Origin of the sequence: Limimaricola litoreus, assembly GCF_024159025.1 — a bacterium.
GTDB classification, from domain to species: domain Bacteria; phylum Pseudomonadota; class Alphaproteobacteria; order Rhodobacterales; family Rhodobacteraceae; genus Limimaricola; species Limimaricola litoreus.
This window is the reverse complement of sequence record NZ_JAMYXC010000016.1, coordinates 1-20,465: the sequence shown is the minus strand read 5'-3', so window position 1 is coordinate 20,465 and position 20,465 is coordinate 1. Positions and strand designations below refer to the sequence as shown.

The window sequence follows — 20,465 nt, the reverse complement described above, 5'->3', positions numbered from 1 at the left end:
TTTGCAAGGGCAAGTTAGGCCGCGCGCCCGCCTCGGCGAGCGGGCTTTCGCATGGGCCTTGTGCCCCCTTTGCCGCAATGCGCTCCTCGGCAGGTTCCCGCGGGAACGGGGGCAAGGTCTGTCACGTTGTCGTGTCGAAGGACACAAGCGGAGGCCCGTCATGGCGCATGCGAAGAATACGGACGCCCATCCGGGCGACATCAACAAGCCCGGCTGGTTCGCCACGCTCAAGCGGGTTTATTCCGAGATCGGCGACGACCATGTCAGCCTGATCGCGGCGGGCTGCGCCTTCTACGGGCTGCTCGCCATCTTTCCCGGCATCGTCGCGGCCATGGCCATCGCGGGGCTGTTCTTCGATCCTTCGACCGTGGTGGACCAGCTGCAGTCGCTCTCGGCCTTTCTGCCGCAGGACGCTGCCGAGATCGTGCTGGGACAGGCCAAGGAGGTCGCGGGCTCCGAGGAGGGCGGGCTCGGCCTCGCCGCGCTCTTCGGCATCCTCGTGGCGATCTACTCCGCCTCCAAGGGCGTGCAATCGCTGATGGAGGGGCTCAACGTCGCCTTCGAGGCCGAGGAGACGCGCGGCGTCATCGCCTTCAACGTCCAGAAACTCCTGCTGACGCTGGGCATGATCATAGGGTTTCTGCTGATCATCGCCGTGGCGGCCCTGCTGCCTGCCGTGCTGGGCATCCTGCCCTGGGGCGAGACGACCGAGCTGATCATCAACATCGCGCGCTGGCCCATCCTGCTGGTCTTCGTGGCGCTGGGCCTTGCCATCCTCTACCGCTATGGTCCCGACCGGGGCGAAAAGAAGTGGCGCTGGATCTCGCCGGGCGCGGGGCTGGCCTGCCTCTTGTGGCTCGTGGGCTCGGTGGCCTTTGCCTTCTATGTGCGCAACTTCGGCGGCTACAACGAGACCTTCGGCGCGCTGGGCGGGGTGATCGTGCTTCTGATGTGGCTGTGGCTCTCGGCCTTCATCGTGCTGATGGGCGCGGAGTTCGACAGCGAAATGGAGCGTCAGGCCAAGCACGACCCGCAGCCCGAGGACGCCAAGGACGACCCGCTGATGGAGGACGCCCAGTCCGAGGCCGGAAAGCCCGTCGCGCAGTGATCTTTCGCGGATCGGCCCCTCGCGGGGCCGATCCTGATAACTTTGTTACGCCGAAGTCGAAAAACGCGACATTTTCTCCGCCGTTTGCGGTTGACGCCCTTGCCCGCCCGTGCATATCTGCGCGGGCGGAACGAAAGGACCGGAGAAGATGGATCTCCTTGTGGTAATCGGTGAGGATGGGCGCGTGGGCCGGTGACGGCAGGGACCATGACGGTCGACCATGCGCCCCCGGGATCACCGGGGGCTTTTTTGTACGCAAGGCGCGGCAGACAGACAGGACAAGGGCACGATGACAGGGCAGACGGAGCAAACGGCCGGACAGATGACCGGCGCGAAGATGGTCGTCCAAGCGCTCAGGGATCAGGGCGTCGACACGGTGTTCGGCTATCCCGGCGGCGCGGTGCTGCCGATCTATGACGAGCTGTTCCAGCAAAACGACATCCGCCACGTGCTGGTGCGCCACGAACAGGGCGCGATCCACGCCGCCGAAGGCTATGCTCGCTCGACCGGCAAGCCCGGCGTCGCCATCGTCACCTCCGGCCCCGGTGCCACCAACGCCGTCACCGGCCTGACCGACGCGCTGCTGGATTCGATCCCGATCGTCGTGCTTTCGGGACAGGTGCCGACCTTCATGATCGGCTCGGACGCGTTCCAGGAGGCCGACACCGTCGGCATCACCCGCCCCTGCACCAAGCACAACTGGCTGGTGAAGGAGACCGACAGGCTCGGCTCCACCCTGCACGAGGCCTTTCATGTCGCGACCCAGGGCCGCCCCGGCCCGGTGCTCGTCGACATCCCCAAGGACGTGCAGTTCGCCACCGGCAGCTATGGCGGCAAGGAAACCCGCTCGACCCGCTACGCCCCCCCGACCAAAGGCGACGGGACGGCGATCGAGGCGCTGGCACGCGCCATGGAGACGGCCAAGCGCCCGGTGTTCTATACCGGCGGCGGCGTCATCAACTCCGGCCCCGAGGCCAGCAAACTGCTGCGCGATCTCGTCGCCGCGACCGGCTTTCCGATCACCTCGACGCTGATGGGCCTCGGCGCCTATCCGGCGAGCGGCGAGCAATGGCTCGGCATGCTCGGGATGCACGGGCTCTACGAAGCCAACATGGCGATGCATGGTTGCGATCTGATGATCTGCATCGGCGCGCGCTTCGACGACCGGATCACCGGGCGGATCGACGCCTTCTCGCCCAATTCCACCCGCGCGCATATCGACATCGACCCGTCGTCGCTCAACAAGGTGATCCGCACCGACATTCCGATCATCGGCGACGTGGCCGAGGTCCTCAAGGAGCTTCTCGGGGTCTGGTCGGCGCGCGGCCGCAAGACCGACCGCGAGGGGCTCGCGCAGTGGCAGGCGCAGATCGGCGAATGGCGCGCCAAGGATTGCCTCGCCTTCCGCAACTCCGACAAGGTGATCAAGCCGCAATACGCGCTGCAAAGGCTCGAAGCCCTGACCAAGGACCGCGACCGCTACATCACCACCGAGGTGGGCCAGCACCAGATGTGGGCCGCGCAATACCTCGGCTTCGAGGCGCCCAACCGCTGGATGACCTCTGGCGGCCTCGGGACCATGGGCTACGGCTTCCCGGCCTCCATCGGCGTGCAGATGGCGCATCCGGGCAGCCTCGTGATCAACGTCGCAGGCGAGGCGTCGTGGCTGATGAACATGCAGGAGATGGGCACGGCGGTGCAATACCGCCTGCCGGTCAAGCAGTTCATCCTCAACAACGAGCGCCTCGGCATGGTGCGCCAGTGGCAGGAGCTCTTGCACGGCGAGCGCTATAGCCAGAGCTGGTCCGAGGCCCTGCCCGATTTCGTCAAGCTGGCCGAGGCCTTCGGCGCCAAGGGGATCATCTGCAAAGACCCCGCCGATCTCGACGACGCGATCATGGAGATGCTCGACTACGACGGCCCGGTGATCTTCGACTGCCTCGTCGAGAAGCACGAGAACTGCTTCCCGATGATCCCGTCGGGCAAGGCGCATAACGAGATGCTGATGGGCGAGGTTTCGACCGCGCATGCCATCGAGGCCGGCGGCGCGGTGCTGGTGTAACGGCCCCTCCCCCCGCATGGGGGGAGACGCGCCGAAACGGATTGCCAATTCCCGGCCCCCGGGGCCGGACAGGGAGAGACCCCATGCTCAACATCAAGGCCGGTTCGACCAGCCACTCCGCCTACAACCTCCGCTCGGTCTATTCCGACGTGGAGGAGCGCCACACCCTCGCCGTCATCGTGGAAAACGAGCCCGGCGTGCTGGCCCGCGTCATCGGGCTCTTCTCGGGGCGCGGCTACAACATCGAAAGCCTCACCGTGGCCGAGATCGATCACACCGGGCACATGAGCCGCATCACCCTCGTCACCTCAGGCACGCCGCAGGTGATCGAGCAGATCAAGGCGCAGCTCGGGCGCATCGTGCCGGTGCACGAGGTGCACGACCTCACCGTAGAGGGGCCGACGGTCGAGCGCGAACTGGCGCTGTTCAAGGTGCGCGGCGAGGGCGATGCACGGGTCGAGGCGCTGCGCCTTGCCGACATCTTCCGCGCCAACGTCGTCGACTCGACGCTCGAAAGCTTCGTGTTCGAGATCACCGGCACGCCCGAAAAGATCGACGCCTTTGCCGATCTGATGCGCCCCCTCGGCCTGATCGAGCTGGCGCGCACCGGCGTGGCCGCCCTGTCGCGCGGGCCGGATTCGCGGGTCTGACACGCGCCCGGCCGGGCTGACGCCGCGCGGGGCTTGCGCCCGCGCGGCCTTCCTGCCTTCTTGTGTCTTCTGAAGAGGAGAGCAGGCCATGAGCGCGCAGAAGATCATCATCGACACCGACCCCGGGCAGGACGACGCCGTCGCCATCCTGCTGGCGCTGGCCTCGCCCGAATTGGAGGTGCTGGGCCTCACCGCCGTCGCGGGCAACGTGCCGCTCGATCTCACCCAGCGCAACGCGCGCCAGATCGTCGAGCTGGCAGGCCGCGACACGCCCGTCTTCGCGGGCTGCGACAGGCCGCTGAGGCGCCCGCTGGTCACCGCAGAGCATGTCCACGGCAAGACCGGGCTCGACGGCATCGCCCTGCCCGAACCCGCATTGCCGCTACAGGACCAGCACGGCGTCGACTTCATCATCGAGACCCTGCGTCGCGAGCCCGAGAACAGCGTCACCCTCTGCCCGCTCGGGCCCCTCACCAACATCGCCACCGCCTTCGAGCGCGCGCCAGACATCATCGAAAAGGTCCAGCGCATCGTGCTGATGGGCGGCGGCTTTTTCGAGGGGGGCAACATCACCCCCGCCGCCGAGTTCAACATCTATGTCGACCCCGAGGCGGCCAAGGTCGTCTTCGCCTGCGGCCGCCCCATCACCGTTCTGCCGCTCGATGCGACGCACAAGGCGCTCACCTCCAAGGCGTGGATCGCGCAAATGCGCGGTATGGGCCGGATCGGCGAGGTGGTGGCAAGCTGGACCGATTTCTTCGAGCGGTTCGACACCGAGAAATACGGCTCCGAGGGCGCGCCGCTGCACGACCCTTGCGTCATCGCCTGGCTCTTGCGCCCCGATCTCTTCTCGGGCCGCGAGATCAACGTCGAGATCGAGACGCAGTCCGAGTTGACGCTGGGCATGACGGTGGCCGATTGGTGGGGCGTCACCGATCGCCCGGCGAATGCCCTGTTCCTCGGCGATGTCGATCGCGACGGCTTCTTTGCACTGCTGAGCGAGCGGATCGCCCGGCTCTGAACGGCGCGGTAGCGGACAAAGACGCGAGTCGGGCGAATCCGGCCCGCGAACGCTTGGATTGAGCGGGATGCGGCATAGATCGGGATGATGACCATGCACATGCCCTTCGACAACAGCTATGCCCGGCTGCCCGATCGCCTGTTCACCCGTCAGGCGCCCGTGCCGGTGGCGCAGCCCGGCTGGATCGCCCTCAACGAAGGGCTCGCGCGCGAGATGGGGCTCGATCCCGACGGCCTGCGCTCGGAGGAGGCGCTCGGCGTCTTCGCCGGCAACGCCCTGCCCGAAGGCGCCGAGCCAATCGCGCAGCTCTATGCCGGGCACCAGTTCGGCAGCTGGAACCCGCAGCTTGGCGACGGGCGGCAGATCCTTCTGGGCGAAGTGGTGGGCCCGGACGGCCTGCGCCGCGACATCGCGCTCAAGGGCTCGGGGCGCACGCCATACAGCCGCATGGGCGACGGCCGCGCCTGGCTCGGCCCGGTGATCCGCGAATACATCATGAGCGAGGCGATGCATGCGCTCGGCGTGCCGACGACCCGCGCGCTCGCCGCCGTCACCACCGGCGAGGAGGTGATCCGCGAGACCGCCCTGCCCGGCGCCATCCTGACCCGCGTGGCGCAAAGCCACATCCGTGTTGGCACGTTTCAGGTGCTCGCCGCGCGCGAGGATCACGAGGGGCTGCGCGCGCTGGCCGATCACACCATGGCGCGGCATTTCCCCGATGCCGGATCGGTGCCCGAGATGCTGGCGCAGATGGTGGCGCGGCAGGCCGGGCTGATCGCGCAATGGATGAGCCTCGGCTTCATCCACGGGGTGATGAACACCGACAACACCTCCATCGCAGGCGAGACGATCGATTACGGCCCCTGCACCTTCATGGACGACTACCACCCGGCCCGCGTCTTCTCCTCGATCGACGCGCATGGCCGCTATGCCTACGGCGCACAGCCGCAGGTGGCGCTTTGGAACATCGCGCAATTCGCCACCGCGCTGGTGCCCTTGATGCCCGACCAGCAAAAGGCCGTCGATGACTTTACCGCGATCATCAACCGCTTTGCCGATCTCTACCAGCAGGCCTGGCTCACCCGCTTCGGCGCCAAGCTTGGCCTGGCCGATCCCACGCCCGAGGACCGCGCGCTGATCGAAGCGCTGCTCACCGCGATGACCCGCGAGGGCACGGATTTCACCAATGGGTTCCGCGCCCTGGCCGAGGATGCGCCCGAGCGGACGGGGGCCGATGCGGGCTGGATCGCCGATTGGCGCGCGCGGGCGCCAAAGCCGGAGATCGCCCGCGCGGCAAACCCGGTGGTGGTGCCGCGCCTGCACCGGATCGAGGCGGTGATCGCCGCCGCCGTGGCGGGCGATCTCGACCCGTTCCACGAGATGCTCGGCGTGGTCACGCGCCCGCATGATCCCGACCCGGCTCTGCTCCCCGCCTATGCCGCACCGCCGCGATCCGAGGAAAAAGTCGACAAGACCTTCTGCGGCACGTAGAAGCGTCGGAAGCTTCGATCCAACCCGGGGTGGGCCGTCAGAGACATGCAATGAGACCGACAGAAGGCGAACTGGTGAAAGACAGTTTCGATCACACGAGCGAACAGCGCGCGGACGCCATCCGGTCGCTCGGCATCATGGACAGCGAGGACGAGGCGGATTTCGACGAGATCACCTCCTACGCCGCCGAGATCTGCGGCGCGCCGATCTCGCTCGTCACGCTGGTCAGCACCGATCGCCAATGGGCCAAATCGGCCTTCGGCACCGAGCAGCGCGATTACACCATGGACGAGTCGATCTGCTCGCACGGGCTGACCGGCCCGGATTTTCTCGAGATCGAGGACACCGCCACCGATCCGCGAACCCGCGAAAATCCGCTGGTCACCGGCCCGGACGCGATCCGCTACTACGGCGGCGCGATCCTCAAGCTGGGTGGCACCACGCCGATCGGCGCGCTGTGCATCCTCGACCGCAAGCCGCGCCGCCTGTCCGAGGAGACCAAGCGCCTGCTGATCATCCTCGCCAAGCAGGTGACCCGTCGCATGGAGCTGCGCCGCGCGCTCGCCACGCAGGAAACGCTGGCGAGCGAGGTGGATCACCGGGTCAAGAATTCGCTGCAGATGGTGACCGCTCTCGTGCGCATCCAGCGCGCCCAGGCGCGCAGCGCCGAGACGCGCGAGGCGCTGAGCGAGACGATCGACCGGCTTTCGGCCATCGCCCTGCTGCATGCCGAGCTGCACAAGGTCTCGGCCCGCAACGAGATCGCGCTGCATCAGTTCCTGCCCGACATCATCCGCCACCTCGAACCGACCCTGCCGCCGCATGTGACGATCGGGCACAGCCTGGTCCCGTTGCTGGTGCGCTCCGAGGTCGCGACCTCGCTGGCGCTTCTGGTCAACGAGGCGGTGACCAATGCCGCCAAGCACGCCTTTCCCGAAGGCGCGGGCGGCCGGATCCAGGTGACGCTGGAGATGAACGGCGAGATGGGCCGCCTCGCGGTCATCGACAACGGCGCGGGCACCGAGCTTCTGGTGGCCGATCCGGCCAATGGCGGCGGGCTGGGCCGGCAGATCATCGACGCCTCGGTGGCGCGGATCAATGGCGAGATCAACCGCAGCAGCGGCGCCGAGGGCACGCTGATCGAGGTGCGCTTTCCCGCGCCGCGCCTGCTGCCCCAAGGCTGAAGGCTGGATGGCGCCGCGGCAGGGGGCCGCGGCGCCGCCCTCGCGTCACTCGGTGACGCGCACCTCGCGCATGACGTCGGGCGCCTCGCTGACGGCGCCGTTGGGCCCCTGCCCGCGCTTGATCGCGTCGAGCACGTCGAGCCCCTCGGTCACCTCGCCCACGACCGTGTACTGGCCGTCGAGATGGCGCGCGGGCGCGAACATGATGAAGAACTGGCTGTTGGCCGAGTTCGGGTCCGGGCTGCGGGCCATGCCGACGGTGCCGCGCTCGAAGGGCAGATCCGAGAACTCGGCCTTCAGATCGTCGCGCTCCGAGCCGCCCATCCCGGCCATGCCCGGCTCGCTGCCCTCACGGCCGAACTCGACATCGCCGGTCTGCGCCATGAAGCCGTCGATCACGCGGTGGAACACCACGTCGTCATAGGCGCCCTCGGCCGCCAGAGCGGTGATCTGCTCGACATGGGCGGGCGCCACATCCTCGAACAGGTCGATCACGATCGTGCCCTCGGCCTCGCCCATGACGTCGATTTCGAGGCCGGTGGCGGCGGCGGGGCTGGCGGCGAGCGCCATCAGCACTGCGAGCTTACGCATCGGCGGCCACCTTGACGCTGATCATCCGGTCGGGGTTGGCGGGCGGCTCGCCCTTGGTGATGGCGTCGACATGCTCCATCCCCTCGATCACGCGGCCATAGACCGTGTATTGACCGTTGAGGAAATGATTGTCGCCGAAGTTGATGAAGAACTGGCTGTTGGCCGAGTTCGGGTTGGCCGAGCGCGCGGCGCCAAGCGTGCCGCGGTCATGCGGCAGCTTCGAGAATTCCGCCGGAAGATCGGGCTTGTCCGAGCCGCCGGTGCCGGCGCGGCGCGGGTTGTAGTCCTTTTCCATGTTGGCATGCTCGACATCGCCGGTCTGCGCCATGAAGCCGTCGATCACGCGGTGGAAGGCGACGTTGTCATAGGCGCCGGCGCGGGCCAGCTCCTTCATCCGCTCGACATGCTTGGGTGCAACGTCGGGGAGAAGCTCGATCGTCACCGGGCCGTCCTTCAGCTCGATGATGATGGTGTTCTCGGGGTCCTTGATCTCGGCCATTGCCGGTCCTCCTTCTGCATTGCCCCCGACATAAGGCCAGCCCGCGCGTAAGCCAATGGCTTGAGAGCCAGGCCCCCGGGCGCTACCTATCTGCCAACACGAAACGGAAAGGACGGCTCATGGGCTGGAAGACGATCGACGAGTTGGACCTCGCGGGCAAGCGGGTCCTCGTGAGGGTGGACGTGAACGTGCCCATCGAGGCGGGCCGCGTCACCGACGCGACCCGGATCGAGCGCATCCTGCCCACCGTGACCGACATCGCCGAGAAAGGCGGGCGGGTGATCCTGCTGGCGCATTTCGACCGGCCCAAGGGCAAGGTGGTGCCCGAGATGTCGCTCAAGCAGATCCTGCCCGCGCTCGAGGACAAACTCGGCCGCAAGGTGGCCTTTGCCGAGGATTGCGTGGGCGAGACGGCGCAGGCCGCAGTCGATGCGCTGGGCGACGGCGAGGTGCTGCTTCTCGAAAACACCCGCTTTCATGCGGGCGAAGAGGCCAATGACGGCGATTTCGCCGAAAGGCTCGCGCATCTGGGCGACGCCTATGTCAACGACGCCTTCTCGGCGGCGCACCGCGCCCATGCCTCGACCGAGGCGCTGGCGCGGCTCCTGCCCGCCGCCGCGGGCCGGCTGATGGCCGAGGAGCTTTCCGCGCTCGAAAAGGCGCTGGGCTCGCCCGAGCGCCCCGTGGTCGCCGTGGTCGGCGGGGCCAAGGTCTCGACCAAGCTCGATCTTCTGTCGAACCTCGTCGAAAAGGTCGACACGCTGGTGATCGGCGGCGGCATGGCCAACACCTTCCTCGCCGCCCAGGGCCTCGATGTCGGCAAGTCGCTGTGCGAGCACGATCTCGCCGAGACCGCCCGCGAAATCGCGCAGAAGGCCGCCGACAAGGGCTGCACACTGCTGCTGCCGCGCGACGTCGTCGTGGCGCGCGAGTTCAAGGCAGGTGCAGAGAGCGAGGTCGTCAAGGCCGAAGACACGCCCGCCGATGCGATGATCCTCGACGCCGGGCCCGACAGCGTCGCGCATGTCGAGATGGCGCTCGAAAACGCCAAGACGCTGGTCTGGAACGGGCCCTTGGGCGCCTTCGAGATCGAGCCCTTCGACCGCGGCACCGTCACGGCGGCGAAAAAGGCCGCCGAGCTGACCCGCGCGGGCAAGCTGGTCTCCGTCGCGGGCGGCGGCGATACCGTGGCCGCGCTCAACGCCGCCGGCGTGTCGGGTGATTTTTCCTATGTTTCCACCGCAGGAGGGGCTTTCTTGGAATGGATGGAAGGCAAGACCTTGCCGGGCGTGAAGGCGCTGGGCGCATGAGCGGCAACACGCAGATCCGCAAGGGCCATGGCGACCTCGTACCGCAAAGCCGCGGCTGGACGCTGATCACCGGGGCCTCCTCCGGCCTCGGTGTCGAGTTTGCCCGCATCGCCGCGCGCGGTGGCCGTCGGCTGATCCTTTCGGCCCGCTCCGAGGACAAGCTCGAAAAGCTGGCGTCCGAGCTGCGCGAGCGCGTCGAGGTGGTGGTGATCCCCGCCGATCTCGCCCGCCCCGGCGGCGCGGAGCGGCTGTGGCGCGAGGCCTCCGAGGGCCGCCGCATCGAGATCCTCGTCAACAACGCAGGCCTCGGGCTCAACCGGCGCTTCGGCGACGGCGGCGTCGAGGAGGCCGAGAAGCTGGTCGGGGTCAACGTCTCGGCGGCGACCGTGCTGATGCAGGCCGCCGTCGGCCACATGCGCCGCGAGGGTGCGGGCCATATCCTCAACGTGGCCTCGGTCGCGGCCTTCGTGCCCGGCCCCGGAATGGCGGTCTACCACGCGACCAAGGCTTACCTCCTGTCGCTCTCGGATGCGGTCACCGCCGAGCTTCAGGCCGAGGACAGCGACGTGGCGATCACCGCGCTCTGCCCCGGCCCGGTCGACACCGGCTTCTTCGACGCGGCGGGCATGTCCTCGGACGGCCCCTCGGGCCCGATCCGCCCGGCGCGGGCGCGCGACGTGGCGCAGGCGGGCTGGGAGGCGATGCTGGCGCGACGCCAGACGGTGGTGCCCGGCGGCATGACGCGGCTTGCGGCCTTCGCGGGCCGGGTGCTGCCGCGCGGGCTGACCGCGCGCATCGCCGGTCGGGCCTACGGCAAGGCATGATTTCCCAAGCCCCTGAGATCACGGGGCTTTGGTGGCGCTAACAGTGCCGCCCGGTGGCGCTAACAGGATTGTGAGCCGCCGGGCGGAAGCCTAACGTTTGCCGCAACGCAAACCGAAAGGCTTCCCATGCAGACCACCGACACCGTCCGCGACATCCTTCGCAACTACGAGGGCGAGACCCCCGGCGTGAAGGCCAACCTCGCCCGGATGCTGATGGCCGGCAAGCTGGGCGGCACCGGCAAGATGATCATCCTGCCCGTCGACCAGGGCTTCGAGCACGGCCCCGCCCGCAGCTTCGCGCCCAACCCCGAAGGCTACGACCCGCATTACCACTACCAGCTCGCCATCGACGCCGGGCTCAACGCCTATGCCGCCCCTCTGGGCATGATCGAGGCGGGCGCCGACACATTCGCCGGCCAGATTCCCACTATCCTGAAATGCAACAGCGCCAATTCGCTGATGTCGGGCACCGCCGGCAAGAACCAGGCCGTGACCGCGAGCGTGGACGACGCGCTGCGTCTGGGCTGCTCGGCCATCGGCTTCACGATCTACCCCGGCTCCGACTGCGCGCTCGAGATGTTCGAGGAGATCGTCGAGATGCGCAAGGAGGCCGCCGCCAAGGGCGTGGCCACCGTGATCTGGTCCTACCCGCGCGGCGAGGCGCTCGACAAGGACGGCGAGACGGCGATCGACATCGCCGCCTATGCCGCGCAGATCGCGGCGCTGATCGGCGCGCATGTCATCAAGATCAAGCTTTCGACCGATCACCTCTCGCTGCCCGAGGCCAAGAAAGTATACGAGGCCGAGAACATCGACATCTCGACCCAGGCGGCGCGGGTGCGCCACTGCGTGCAGTCGGCCTTTGGCGGCCGCCGCATCATGGTCTTCTCGGGCGGTGCCAAGAAGGGCGCGGATTCGGTCTATGACGACGCCCGCGCGATCCGCGACGGCGGCGGCAACGGTTCGATCATCGGCCGCAACTCCTTCCAGCGCCCGCGCCAGGAGGCGCTGGAGATGCTCGGCAAGCTGCAGGACATCTATCTCGGCAAGGGCTAAGGCCATCTGATCCGGGCGGCGCGGCAATCGGGCCACGCTGTTCGGCGATAAGGCGCCGGGGCGGCGGAAACGTGATGTTTCCGCCGCCTTTTCGTGGCATCATGGTTTCAGCCGCCCGACCCAAGAGGCGGCACACGAGGCACGAGTGATGTTGAAACGCACCCCTTCTCTGGGCCCCGCCCTCTACCTGATCGGCATGCTGCTGATCGGTCTCTACTTCACCTTTGCCGCCGTGCAGGGCGACTACGGCGTGTTCCGCCGGGCCGAGGTGGAAGCGGAGGCGCGGGGCCTGGAGAAGGAGCTCGCCACCCTGCGCGAGGAAGTGGCGCGGATGGAGAATCTCACCCGCCGCCTCTCCGACAGATACCTCGATCTCGATCTGCTCGACGCCCGCGCCCGCGAGGTTCTGGGCATGATCCGCGCCGACGAGATCGTCATTCGCTGACCCCGCGTCACCCCAAGCACCTTTTTTCAAAGCGCCGCGTTCCTTTTCGGGGAGCGCGGGGCTTTGCATCGCCGCATGTCGAGTTTGCCCTGTTGCATCCCCTCCAACTTCTGTAAGTGATAGTTCAAGGCTAAACTATCCGTCACAGCGCGAAGGGAGACGCCATGGCGACCCGGAAGACCTCCGACACAGGCCCCGCCAAGGGTTCCAATCCTGCCCCCAAGGGCTCCAACATCCCCGCAGAAGAGCTCAAGCACTACTACCGCGAGATGCTGCTGATCCGGCGCTTCGAGGAGAAGGCGGGCCAGCTCTACGGCATGGGGCTGATCGGCGGCTTCTGCCACCTCTACATCGGCCAGGAGGCCGTGGTGGTCGGGCTCGAGGCCGCGGCGGAAGAGGGCGACAAGCGCGTCACCTCCTACCGCGACCACGGCCACATGCTGGCCTGCGGCATGGACCCCAAGGGGGTGATGGCCGAGCTCACGGGCCGCGAGGGCGGCTACTCCAAGGGCAAGGGCGGGAGCATGCACATGTTCTCGAAGGAAAAGCACTTCTACGGCGGCCACGGCATCGTCGGCGCGCAGGTGCCGATCGGCGCGGGCCTCGCCTTCGCCGACAAGTATCTCGAGAACGGCCGCGTCACCTTTGCCTATTTCGGCGACGGTGCCGCCAACCAGGGCCAGGTCTACGAGACCTACAACATGGCCCAGCTGTGGGACCTGCCGGTCGTCTTCGTGATCGAGAACAACCAGTACGCTATGGGCACCAGCGTCCAGCGTTCGACCAAGAGCCCCTCCCTGTGGGAGCGCGGTGCCGCCTACGGCATCGAGGGCGAAGAGGTCGACGGCATGGACGTGCTGGCGGTCAAGGAGGCGGGCGAGCGCGCCGTGGCGCACTGCCGCGAGGGCAAGGGCCCCTACATCCTCGAGATCAAGACCTATCGCTACCGCGGCCATTCCATGTCCGACCCCGCGAAATACCGCTCGCGCGAGGAAGTGCAGAAGATGCGCGAGGAGCGCGATCCGATCGAGCAGATCCGGCAGGTGCTGCTCTCCGGTCAGCACGCGACCGAGGAGGATCTCAAGGCGATCGACAAGGAGATCAAGGAGATCGTCAACGAGTCCGCCGAGTTCTCCAAGGAGAGCCCCGAGCCCGCGCTCGATGAGCTCTGGACCGACATCTACGCTAAAGAAGCCCCGCAGGAGGCCTGATCCATGGCGACCGAAATTCTGATGCCCGCCCTCTCGCCGACCATGGAGGAAGGCACGCTCGCCAAATGGCTCGTCAAGGAGGGTGATACCGTCTCCTCCGGCGACATTCTGGCCGAGATCGAAACCGACAAGGCCACGATGGAGTTCGAGGCCGTCGACGAAGGCACCGTCGGCAAGATCCTCATCGAGGAGGGCACCGAGGGCGTGAAGGTCAACACGCCCATCGCCGTGCTCCTGGAGGAAGGCGAGGACGCCTCCGCCATCGACAGCGCCGGTGGCAATAAGGGCGGCGACGCCAAGACGGAAGTGAAGGAAGAGACCAAGGCCGAGGAGAAGGACACCGTCCCCGCCGATAGCCCCGCCGCCTCCTCCCCCGCCGCCGCCGCGCCCAAGCCCCCGCGCACGCCGGACTGGCCCGAGGGCACCGAAACCAAGACCACGACCGTCCGCGAAGCGCTGCGCGACGCCATGGCCGAGGAGATGCGCCGCGAGGACAACGTCTTCCTCATGGGCGAGGAAGTGGGCGAGTACCAGGGCGCCTACAAGATCTCCCAGGGTCTTCTGGACGAGTTCGGCCCCAAGCGCGTGGTCGACACGCCGATCACCGAGCACGGCTTCACCGGCATCGCCGTCGGCGCGGCCTTTGGCGGTCTGCGCCCGATCGTGGAGTTCATGACCTTCAACTTCGCGCTGCAGGCGATGGACCAGATCATCAACTCGGCGGCAAAGACGCTCTACATGTCGGGCGGCCAGATGGGCGCGCCGATGGTGTTCCGCGGCCCCAACGGCGCCGCCGCCCGCGTCGCCGCCCAGCACAGCCAGGACTTCGCCGCCTGGTTCATGCAGATCCCCGGCCTCAAGGTCGTCATGCCCTACTCCGCCGCCGACGCGAAGGGGCTGATGAAATCCGCGATCCGCGACCCCAACCCGGTGATCTTCCTCGAAAACGAGATCCTTTATGGCCGCTCCTTCGAGGTGCCGGTGATGGAGGACTTCACCATCCCGCTGGGCAAGGCGCGCATCGCCCGCGAGGGCGCGGACGTCACCATCGTCTCCTTCGGCATCGGCATGACCTATGCGCTCGAGGCGGCCGAAAAGCTGGCCGAGGACGGCATCGAGGCCGAGGTGATCGACCTGCGCACGATCCGCCCGATGGACACCGATGCGATCATCGAGAGCGTCAAGAAGACCAACCGCTGCGTCACCGTCGAGGAAGGCTGGCCGCAGGGTTCGGTCGGCGGCTACATCTCGAACGTGCTGATGCAAGAGGCCTTCGATCATCTCGACGCGCCGGTGATCAACTGCACCGGCAAGGACGTGCCGATGCCCTATGCCGCCAACCTCGAGAAGCACGCGCTGGTGACGACCGACGAGGTCGTCGAGGCAGTGCGCAAAGTGACCTACAAGTAAGGGGCGCGAGACATGCCAACGGAAATCCTGATGCCCGCGCTGTCGCCGACCATGGAGGAAGGCACGCTCGCGAAATGGCTGGTCAAGGAGGGCGACACCGTCTCCTCCGGCGACCTGATCGCCGAGATCGAGACCGACAAGGCGACGATGGAGTTCGAGGCCGTCGATGAAGGCATCGTCGGCAAGATCCTCATCGAGGAAGGCACCGAAGGGGTGAAGGTCAACACCCCCATCGCCGTGCTGCTCGAAGAGGGTGAGAGCGCGGACGACATCGACGCCTCGACCGCGCCCAAAGAGGGCGACGCCGACAGCCACGCCGAACCGGCCACGCCGAAGGCCGAGACCTCGCCCGCCAAGGGCTATGGCGACGATGGCGGCGCGGCCCAGCAGAAATCCTCGGGCGACGGCGAAGCCGCCGCCTCGGGCGGTGCTGCGCCGAAGTCGCAAGACGGCGGCCGCGTCTTCGCCTCGCCGCTGGCGCGGCGGATCGCGGCGGACAAGGGTCTCGACCTGAGCCAGATCACAGGCTCGGGCCCCAATGGCCGCATCGTCAAGGCCGATGTCGAGAACGCCAAGCCCGGCCAGAAGCCCGCCGCCTCCGCGACCGAAAAGGCCGCGCAGGAGCCCAAGGGCGACGCCGGCAAGGCCCCCGTGGCCGAGCCCGCCGCCCCCGGGGTGCAGGCGGATGCGATCCGCAAGATGTATGCCGATCGCGAGTACGAGGAGGTCAAGCTCGACGGGATGCGCCGCACCATCGCGGCCCGCCTGACCGAGGCCAAGCAGACCATCCCGCATTTCTACCTGCGCCGCGACATCAAGCTCGACGCGCTGCTGAAATTCCGCTCGCAGCTGAACAAGCAGCTCGAGGGCCGCGGCGTGAAGCTCTCGGTCAACGACTTCATCATCAAGGCCTCGGCCCTCGCCCTTCAGGCGGTGCCCGATGCCAACGCCGTCTGGGCCGGTGACCGGGTCCTGAAGCTCAAGCCCTCGGACGTGGCCGTGGCCGTGGCCATCGAGGGCGGTCTCTTCACCCCCGTCCTGCGCGATGCCGAGGCCCGCACCCTCAGCTCGCTCTCGGCGCAGATGAAGGACCTCGCCAAGCGGGCGCGCGACAAGAAGCTCGCGCCCCACGAGTATCAGGGCGGCAGCTTCGCGATCTCCAACTTGGGCATGTTCGGCATCGACAACTTCGACGCCGTGATCAACCCGCCGCATGGCGCGATCCTCGCCGTGGGCGCGGGCGTGAAGAAGCCGGTGGTGAACGACGCGGGCGAGGTCGAGGTGGCCACGGTCATGTCGGTGACGCTCTCGGTCGATCACCGGGTGATCGACGGCGCGCTGGGCGCGGAGCTTCTCAAACAGATCGCCGAGGCGCTGGAAAATCCGATGGTGATGCTGGCCTGATCGGCCGGATCACCGCCGAAAATCGCAAAGGGCCGCGCATCCGAAAGGGGGCGCGGCCCTTTTCCGTCGGCCAGACCGTCCTTTTTTGCGAGCAGGCCCGCCGGAACCGCCCCCACGACCTCGCGTTGAGCTGAAGCAATCGTGAGGGAACCCGATGACTTACCGTGACAGGCAACCCGGCCTCGGCCTGACGCTCATTGCCGCGATCGTCGCCACCGTGGCGCTGCTGATCGCCTATTTCTGGCCCGAAAGCGGCGTCTCCCGCACCACCGGCGCGGCGCTCGCGCTGTTCGGCGCCATTGCCGTCTCGGTCGCCTCGGCGTTGGTCCTGTTCAAATGGATGCCCTACTGGCTCAATCTCACGCTGAAATGGCTCTGCCTGATCGGCGCGGCGCTGACTGCGCTTGCGGCCTATTTCCTGATGCAGGACATCGCCATGTGGGCGATGATCCTCGCCACCATCGGCGCGATCTGGAACCTTCTCTCGCGCAAGGGCCATGACCGCCGGGCCGCCCTTGCCCTGCTCGCTTTGCCCCTCATGCCCCTGCCTGAGGCCCATGCGCAGGACTGGCCCGGCTTTCACGGCGATCTGCAGGCGCGCAAATACAGCCCCCTGACCGAGATTACCGCCGCCAATGTCGAATACCTCGAGCCGGTCTGGGAGGTGGAGACCGGCGATGTCTCCGACGGATCGGGCGATCTGCCGCAGACGGTCTGGTCGGCCACGCCGATCTACGCCAACGAGACGCTCTATGTCGGCACGCCCTTCTACCGCATCCTCGCGCTCGACCCCGCCACCGGGGAGGAGCGCTGGTCCTACGACAGCCAGGCCCGGCTCGAGGCGCTGACCCAGCCCGCGCTCAAGAACCGCGGCGTCACCTACTGGGAAGAGCCCGGCGCCAGTGGCGCCTGCGCCAAGCGCGTCTACATCGGCACGATGGATGCCAAGCTGCACAGCGTCGATGCCGACACCGGCCAGCCCTGCGCCGATTTCGGGCAGGGCGGCGTGCTCGACGTCAACCAGTGGAACGAGACCAACGACCGTTGGCCGCTGTCGCTCCTGCAGCCGCCCGTCGCCCATGAGGGCCGGCTCTTCATCGGCTGGGCCGGCAAGGACTGGGAAAGCGCGCAGGCCCCTCCCGGCACCGTCTTCGCCGTGGACGCCAAGACGGGCGAGCTCGACTGGACCGTGAACTTCATCCCCAAGGAGCTGTGGGACCGCACCGGCACCGCCAATGTCTGGACCCACATGACCGTCGACCCCGAGCGCGACATCATCTACATGCCGGTCTCCTCGCCAAGCCCCAACTACTACGGCGGCGACCGGACCGAGGAGCTGCCGCTGGCGACGAGCGTGACGGCGGTGGACACCAATTCGGGCGAGATCATCTGGTCGCGCCAGCTCGTCCATCACGACATCTGGGATTACGACACCGGCGCCGCGCCCGCGCTGGTGGACATAAAGCGCGATGGCCGGACCATCCCGGCGCTGGTCCAGACCTCCAAGCAGGGCATGCTCTACGTGCTGAACCGCGAAACCGGCGAGCCCGTCTACGGCATGGAGGAACGCCCCGTCCCCGCCTCGGACCTGCCGGGCGAGGTCGCGGCACCGACCCAGCCCTTCTACGACACGCCCAAGCCCACCAACACCTCCGACACATGGCCGGGCGTGTGGTGGCTCGCCGATCTGGCGAGCTTCGGCTACTGCTCGCGCACGCTGGAAAAGCTGCGCTACGAGGGGCTGTTCACGCCGCCCACCGCCGAAGGCGAGGGCACGCTGATGTATCCCGGCACGGCGGGCGGCATGCAATGGGGCGGCGGCGCGCTCGATCCGACAACCAACACCTTCTACGTCAACACCCAGAAGATCGCGCAGATTCTCAAGATGATCCCGCGCGAGGAATACGAGGAGATCGCGGGCGAGAGCGGCGCCGAGCAGGGCTATTACCCGCAAGAGGGCGTGCCTTACGGCTTCAAGCTCACCAATTTCACCACGCCCCTCGGCCTGCCCTGCTGGAAGCCGCCCTATGGCACGATCCTCGCCTATGATCTCGACACCGGCGAACAGCTGTGGGAGCGGCCCTTCGGCCAGACCCAGCAATGGGGCTTCTACGCCCCCGAAAGCTGGGGTAGCCCAACGCTGGGCGGCCCGGCGGTCACCGCCGGCGGCGTGATCTTCATCGGCGCCTCGATGGACGCGCATGTCCGCGCGCTCGACGCGGCCTCGGGCAAGGAGCTGTGGAAATGGCGGGTCGAGGCCCCGGCGGTCGCCATCCCGGCGGTCTACGAGCACGAGGGGCGGCAATATGTGAGCTTCGTCGCGGGCGGCAACCCGATCCTCAAGCCGCAGGTGGGCGATCAGCTGATCACCTTCGCGCTGCCGATGATGGAATGAGATCCCTCAGCCCGGCGGGCGCAGCGCCGTGACCATGGTTTCGGCGAAGGCAAAGCCGCAATGCCGGTAGACCCGGCCCGCCGCGCTCCCGGCATCCGCCACGATGACAGGCACCGCCCCCGGACGATGCCGCGCCGCCCATGCCACGCCCGCCGTCAGCAGCGCCGCGCAGATGCCGCGCCGCCGGTGGCTGGCCCGGGTCTCGACCGCCTGAAACCGCGCCGTGCGCGCATCCGCGAAGATGCCGAGATCGCCCACAAGCGCCGCGCCGTCGAAGGCGCCGAACCACACGCCCCGCCCCTGCGCGACCTGCCCGCGCTGCGCCGTCATGCGCCGCATGGCGAAGGGCCGGTACATCTCCTCCGCATGCCCCTCCTCGATCCCGGTCTCGATCTGCAATGCCGTCGCGCGGGCCCAGTCCTCGTCACCGTCGAGGGGCCTTGTGCACAAGCCCTCGGGCGGTGCTGCCGCCTGCAGCGGCCCGGTCAACGCAAGCACGTCACAGCCGTGGATCTCGAAGCCCATCGCGACGAGCGCCGCGTGCTGCGGTCCGGGCCGCATCTCGGGCGCGTCCCAGCCGAGCGTCACGTGGCCCGCCTGCGGAAAATCGGCCTCGAACCGTGCGATCTGGCGCGCCGGATCGATCCGCTCATCGCGAAAGATCACCATGTTGCCATACCAGAAATCGGGCTCGGCGGGGGTCCGGACGACAAAGCGATCGTGATGGGTCTCGACGCGGCTCAGCCCCGAGAGCACCATGAGATCGCTGGCAAGGCCGAGGGAGCGGATGGTCATGTCACCCCTTCGCGGCCGGTGCCGCCTTGGTCTACTCGCCCTTGAAGGTCTGGTCCATCGAGACCGAGGGCTGGGCGCAGCCCGCCTCGCCGACGATGCGCGCGGGCACGCCTGCCACCGTCTTGCAGGCGGGAATGTCCATCAGCACCACCGATCCGGCGGCGATGCGGGTGCAGTCGCCGATGCGGATGTTGCCCAGCACCTTGGCGCCCGCGCCGATCAGCACGCCATTGCCGATCTTGGGGTGGCGGTCCTGCTCTTCCTTGCCGGTGCCGCCAAGCGTCACGGAATGCAGCATGGAGACGTTGTCGCCCACCACCGCCGTCTCGCCGATCACCACCGAATGGGCGTGGTCGATCATCACCCCGCGGCCGATCCGGGCTGCCGGGTGAATGTCGACGCCAAAGGTCTCGGAGACGCGCATCTGCACGAAATAGGCGAGATCGATCCGCCCCTGCTCCCACAGCCAATGGCCGAGGCGATAGGCCTGGATCGCCTGGTAGCCCTTGAAATACATCAAGGGCTGGAGAAAGCGGTGGCAGGCCGGGTCGCGCTCATAGGTCGCGACGAGATCGGCGCGGGCCGAGTTCACCAGTTCGGGCTCCGCCCCATAGGCGCCGTCGATGATCTCGCGCAGGATCTGCGCCTGCATCTCGTCCGAAGCGAGCTTGAGCGACATGCGGTAGGCCAGCGCGCAGGCAAAGCTCTGGTGGTGCAATACGCCCGAATGGATCGCCCCGCCCATCAGCGGCTCGGCCGCGATGGCGTCCTGCGCCTCGCCTCGAATGCGGCTCCAGACCGGATCGATCTCGGTCAGCTGCGCCTGTGGTGTCGCCATCGCCATGGCCTCCTGATCCCGCGTCGCCTGATGCCCAAGATAGGGCCTTAGGGGCAAGATCAAAGCCCGAAGTCGCCGTCAAGAGCGTCGAGCAGTTGCCGCAGCGCCGCCCGCGCCTCGGGGCCCAGCGATGGCGGCAGCGGCGCGCGCGGGTATCGCAGCGCCGCCGCC

General features: G+C 67.7%; 18 protein-coding genes. 14 read left to right on the top strand and 4 right to left on the bottom strand.

Going from position 1 to position 20,465, the window contains the following annotated elements:
• Nucleotides 1–160: 160 nt before the first annotated feature.
• From NHG85_RS00960 to NHG85_RS19755, 6 genes are all read left to right on the top strand, one after another.
• A complete protein-coding gene (locus NHG85_RS00960) occupies nt 161–1,108 on the top strand; it encodes a YihY/virulence factor BrkB family protein (RefSeq protein ID WP_253328937.1) in 948 nt (315 codons plus the stop codon).
• A 289-nt stretch (nt 1,109–1,397) separates the two neighbouring features.
• A complete protein-coding gene (locus NHG85_RS00955; protein ID WP_256500038.1) occupies nt 1,398–3,170 on the top strand; it encodes an acetolactate synthase 3 large subunit in 1,773 nt (590 codons plus the stop codon).
• Nucleotides 3,171–3,253: 83 nt separating this feature from the next.
• Nucleotides 3,254–3,820, top strand: coding sequence for an acetolactate synthase small subunit (gene ilvN, locus NHG85_RS00950; protein WP_253328933.1), 567 nt, complete (start codon nt 3,254–3,256; stop codon nt 3,818–3,820).
• A gap of 88 nt (nt 3,821–3,908) precedes the next feature.
• The gene (locus NHG85_RS00945) at nt 3,909–4,841 is read left to right on the top strand and encodes a nucleoside hydrolase (protein ID WP_253328931.1); all 933 of its coding nucleotides are present in this window, start codon (nt 3,909–3,911) and stop codon (nt 4,839–4,841) included.
• Between the two features lie 87 nt (nt 4,842–4,928).
• Nucleotides 4,929–6,332: a protein adenylyltransferase SelO gene (locus NHG85_RS00940; protein WP_253328929.1), complete on the top strand. Its 1,404-nt coding sequence runs from the start codon at nt 4,929–4,931 to the stop codon at nt 6,330–6,332.
• 74 nt (nt 6,333–6,406) lie between these two features.
• Nucleotides 6,407–7,516: a sensor histidine kinase gene (locus NHG85_RS19755; protein ID WP_253328927.1), complete on the top strand. Its 1,110-nt coding sequence runs from the start codon at nt 6,407–6,409 to the stop codon at nt 7,514–7,516.
• A 45-nt stretch (nt 7,517–7,561) separates the two neighbouring features.
• Here the strand turns inward: NHG85_RS19755 and NHG85_RS00930 are convergent, their stop codons facing one another.
• Both NHG85_RS00930 and NHG85_RS00925 read right to left on the bottom strand, forming a co-directional pair.
• A complete protein-coding gene (locus NHG85_RS00930) occupies nt 7,562–8,107 on the bottom strand; it encodes a peptidylprolyl isomerase (RefSeq protein ID WP_253328925.1) in 546 nt (181 codons plus the stop codon).
• A complete protein-coding gene (locus NHG85_RS00925; RefSeq protein ID WP_253328923.1) occupies nt 8,100–8,606 on the bottom strand; it encodes a peptidylprolyl isomerase in 507 nt (168 codons plus the stop codon). Before NHG85_RS00925 ends, NHG85_RS00930 begins: the two co-directional genes overlap by 8 nt.
• 119 nt (nt 8,607–8,725) lie before the next feature.
• Here NHG85_RS00925 and NHG85_RS00920 point away from each other — a divergent pair, with 119 nt between their 5' ends.
• The 8 genes from NHG85_RS00920 (at nt 8,726) to NHG85_RS00885 (ending at nt 18,661) form a co-directional block, all read left to right on the top strand.
• Entirely contained in the window at nt 8,726–9,916 is a 1,191-nt protein-coding gene (locus NHG85_RS00920) for a phosphoglycerate kinase (RefSeq protein ID WP_253328921.1), read from the top strand.
• Nucleotides 9,913–10,740, top strand: a complete 828-nt coding sequence (locus NHG85_RS00915; protein WP_253328919.1) for an SDR family NAD(P)-dependent oxidoreductase — start codon at nt 9,913–9,915, stop codon at nt 10,738–10,740. Before NHG85_RS00920 ends, NHG85_RS00915 begins: the two co-directional genes overlap by 4 nt.
• 126 nt (nt 10,741–10,866) lie before the next feature.
• A complete protein-coding gene (locus tag NHG85_RS00910) occupies nt 10,867–11,796 on the top strand; it encodes a class I fructose-bisphosphate aldolase (protein WP_253328917.1) in 930 nt (309 codons plus the stop codon).
• 148 nt (nt 11,797–11,944) lie between these two features.
• Nucleotides 11,945–12,241, top strand: coding sequence for an FtsB family cell division protein (locus tag NHG85_RS00905; RefSeq protein ID WP_253328915.1), 297 nt, complete (start codon nt 11,945–11,947; stop codon nt 12,239–12,241).
• A gap of 164 nt (nt 12,242–12,405) precedes the next feature.
• A complete protein-coding gene (pdhA, locus tag NHG85_RS00900; protein WP_253328913.1) occupies nt 12,406–13,452 on the top strand; it encodes a pyruvate dehydrogenase (acetyl-transferring) E1 component subunit alpha in 1,047 nt (348 codons plus the stop codon).
• Between the two features lie 3 nt (nt 13,453–13,455).
• A complete protein-coding gene (locus NHG85_RS00895; RefSeq protein WP_253328911.1) occupies nt 13,456–14,862 on the top strand; it encodes a pyruvate dehydrogenase complex E1 component subunit beta in 1,407 nt (468 codons plus the stop codon).
• 12 nt (nt 14,863–14,874) lie between these two features.
• On the top strand, nt 14,875–16,266 hold the full coding sequence (locus NHG85_RS00890) for a pyruvate dehydrogenase complex dihydrolipoamide acetyltransferase (RefSeq protein ID WP_253328909.1): 1,392 nt from the start codon (nt 14,875–14,877) through the stop codon (nt 16,264–16,266).
• 154 nt (nt 16,267–16,420) lie between these two features.
• A complete protein-coding gene (locus NHG85_RS00885) occupies nt 16,421–18,661 on the top strand; it encodes an outer membrane protein assembly factor BamB family protein (protein ID WP_253328907.1) in 2,241 nt (746 codons plus the stop codon).
• Nucleotides 18,662–18,667: 6 nt separating this feature from the next.
• On the opposite strand, the gene NHG85_RS00880 is transcribed toward NHG85_RS00885, so the two are convergent.
• Nucleotides 18,668–19,456, bottom strand: coding sequence for a GNAT family N-acetyltransferase (locus NHG85_RS00880; RefSeq protein WP_253328904.1), 789 nt, complete (start codon nt 19,454–19,456; stop codon nt 18,668–18,670).
• A 31-nt stretch (nt 19,457–19,487) separates the two neighbouring features.
• Nucleotides 19,488–20,294 (bottom strand): serine O-acetyltransferase, encoded by an 807-nt coding sequence (gene cysE / locus NHG85_RS00875; RefSeq protein WP_253328902.1) that lies wholly within the window; start codon nt 20,292–20,294, stop codon nt 19,488–19,490.
• Nucleotides 20,295–20,465 lie beyond the last annotated feature (171 nt).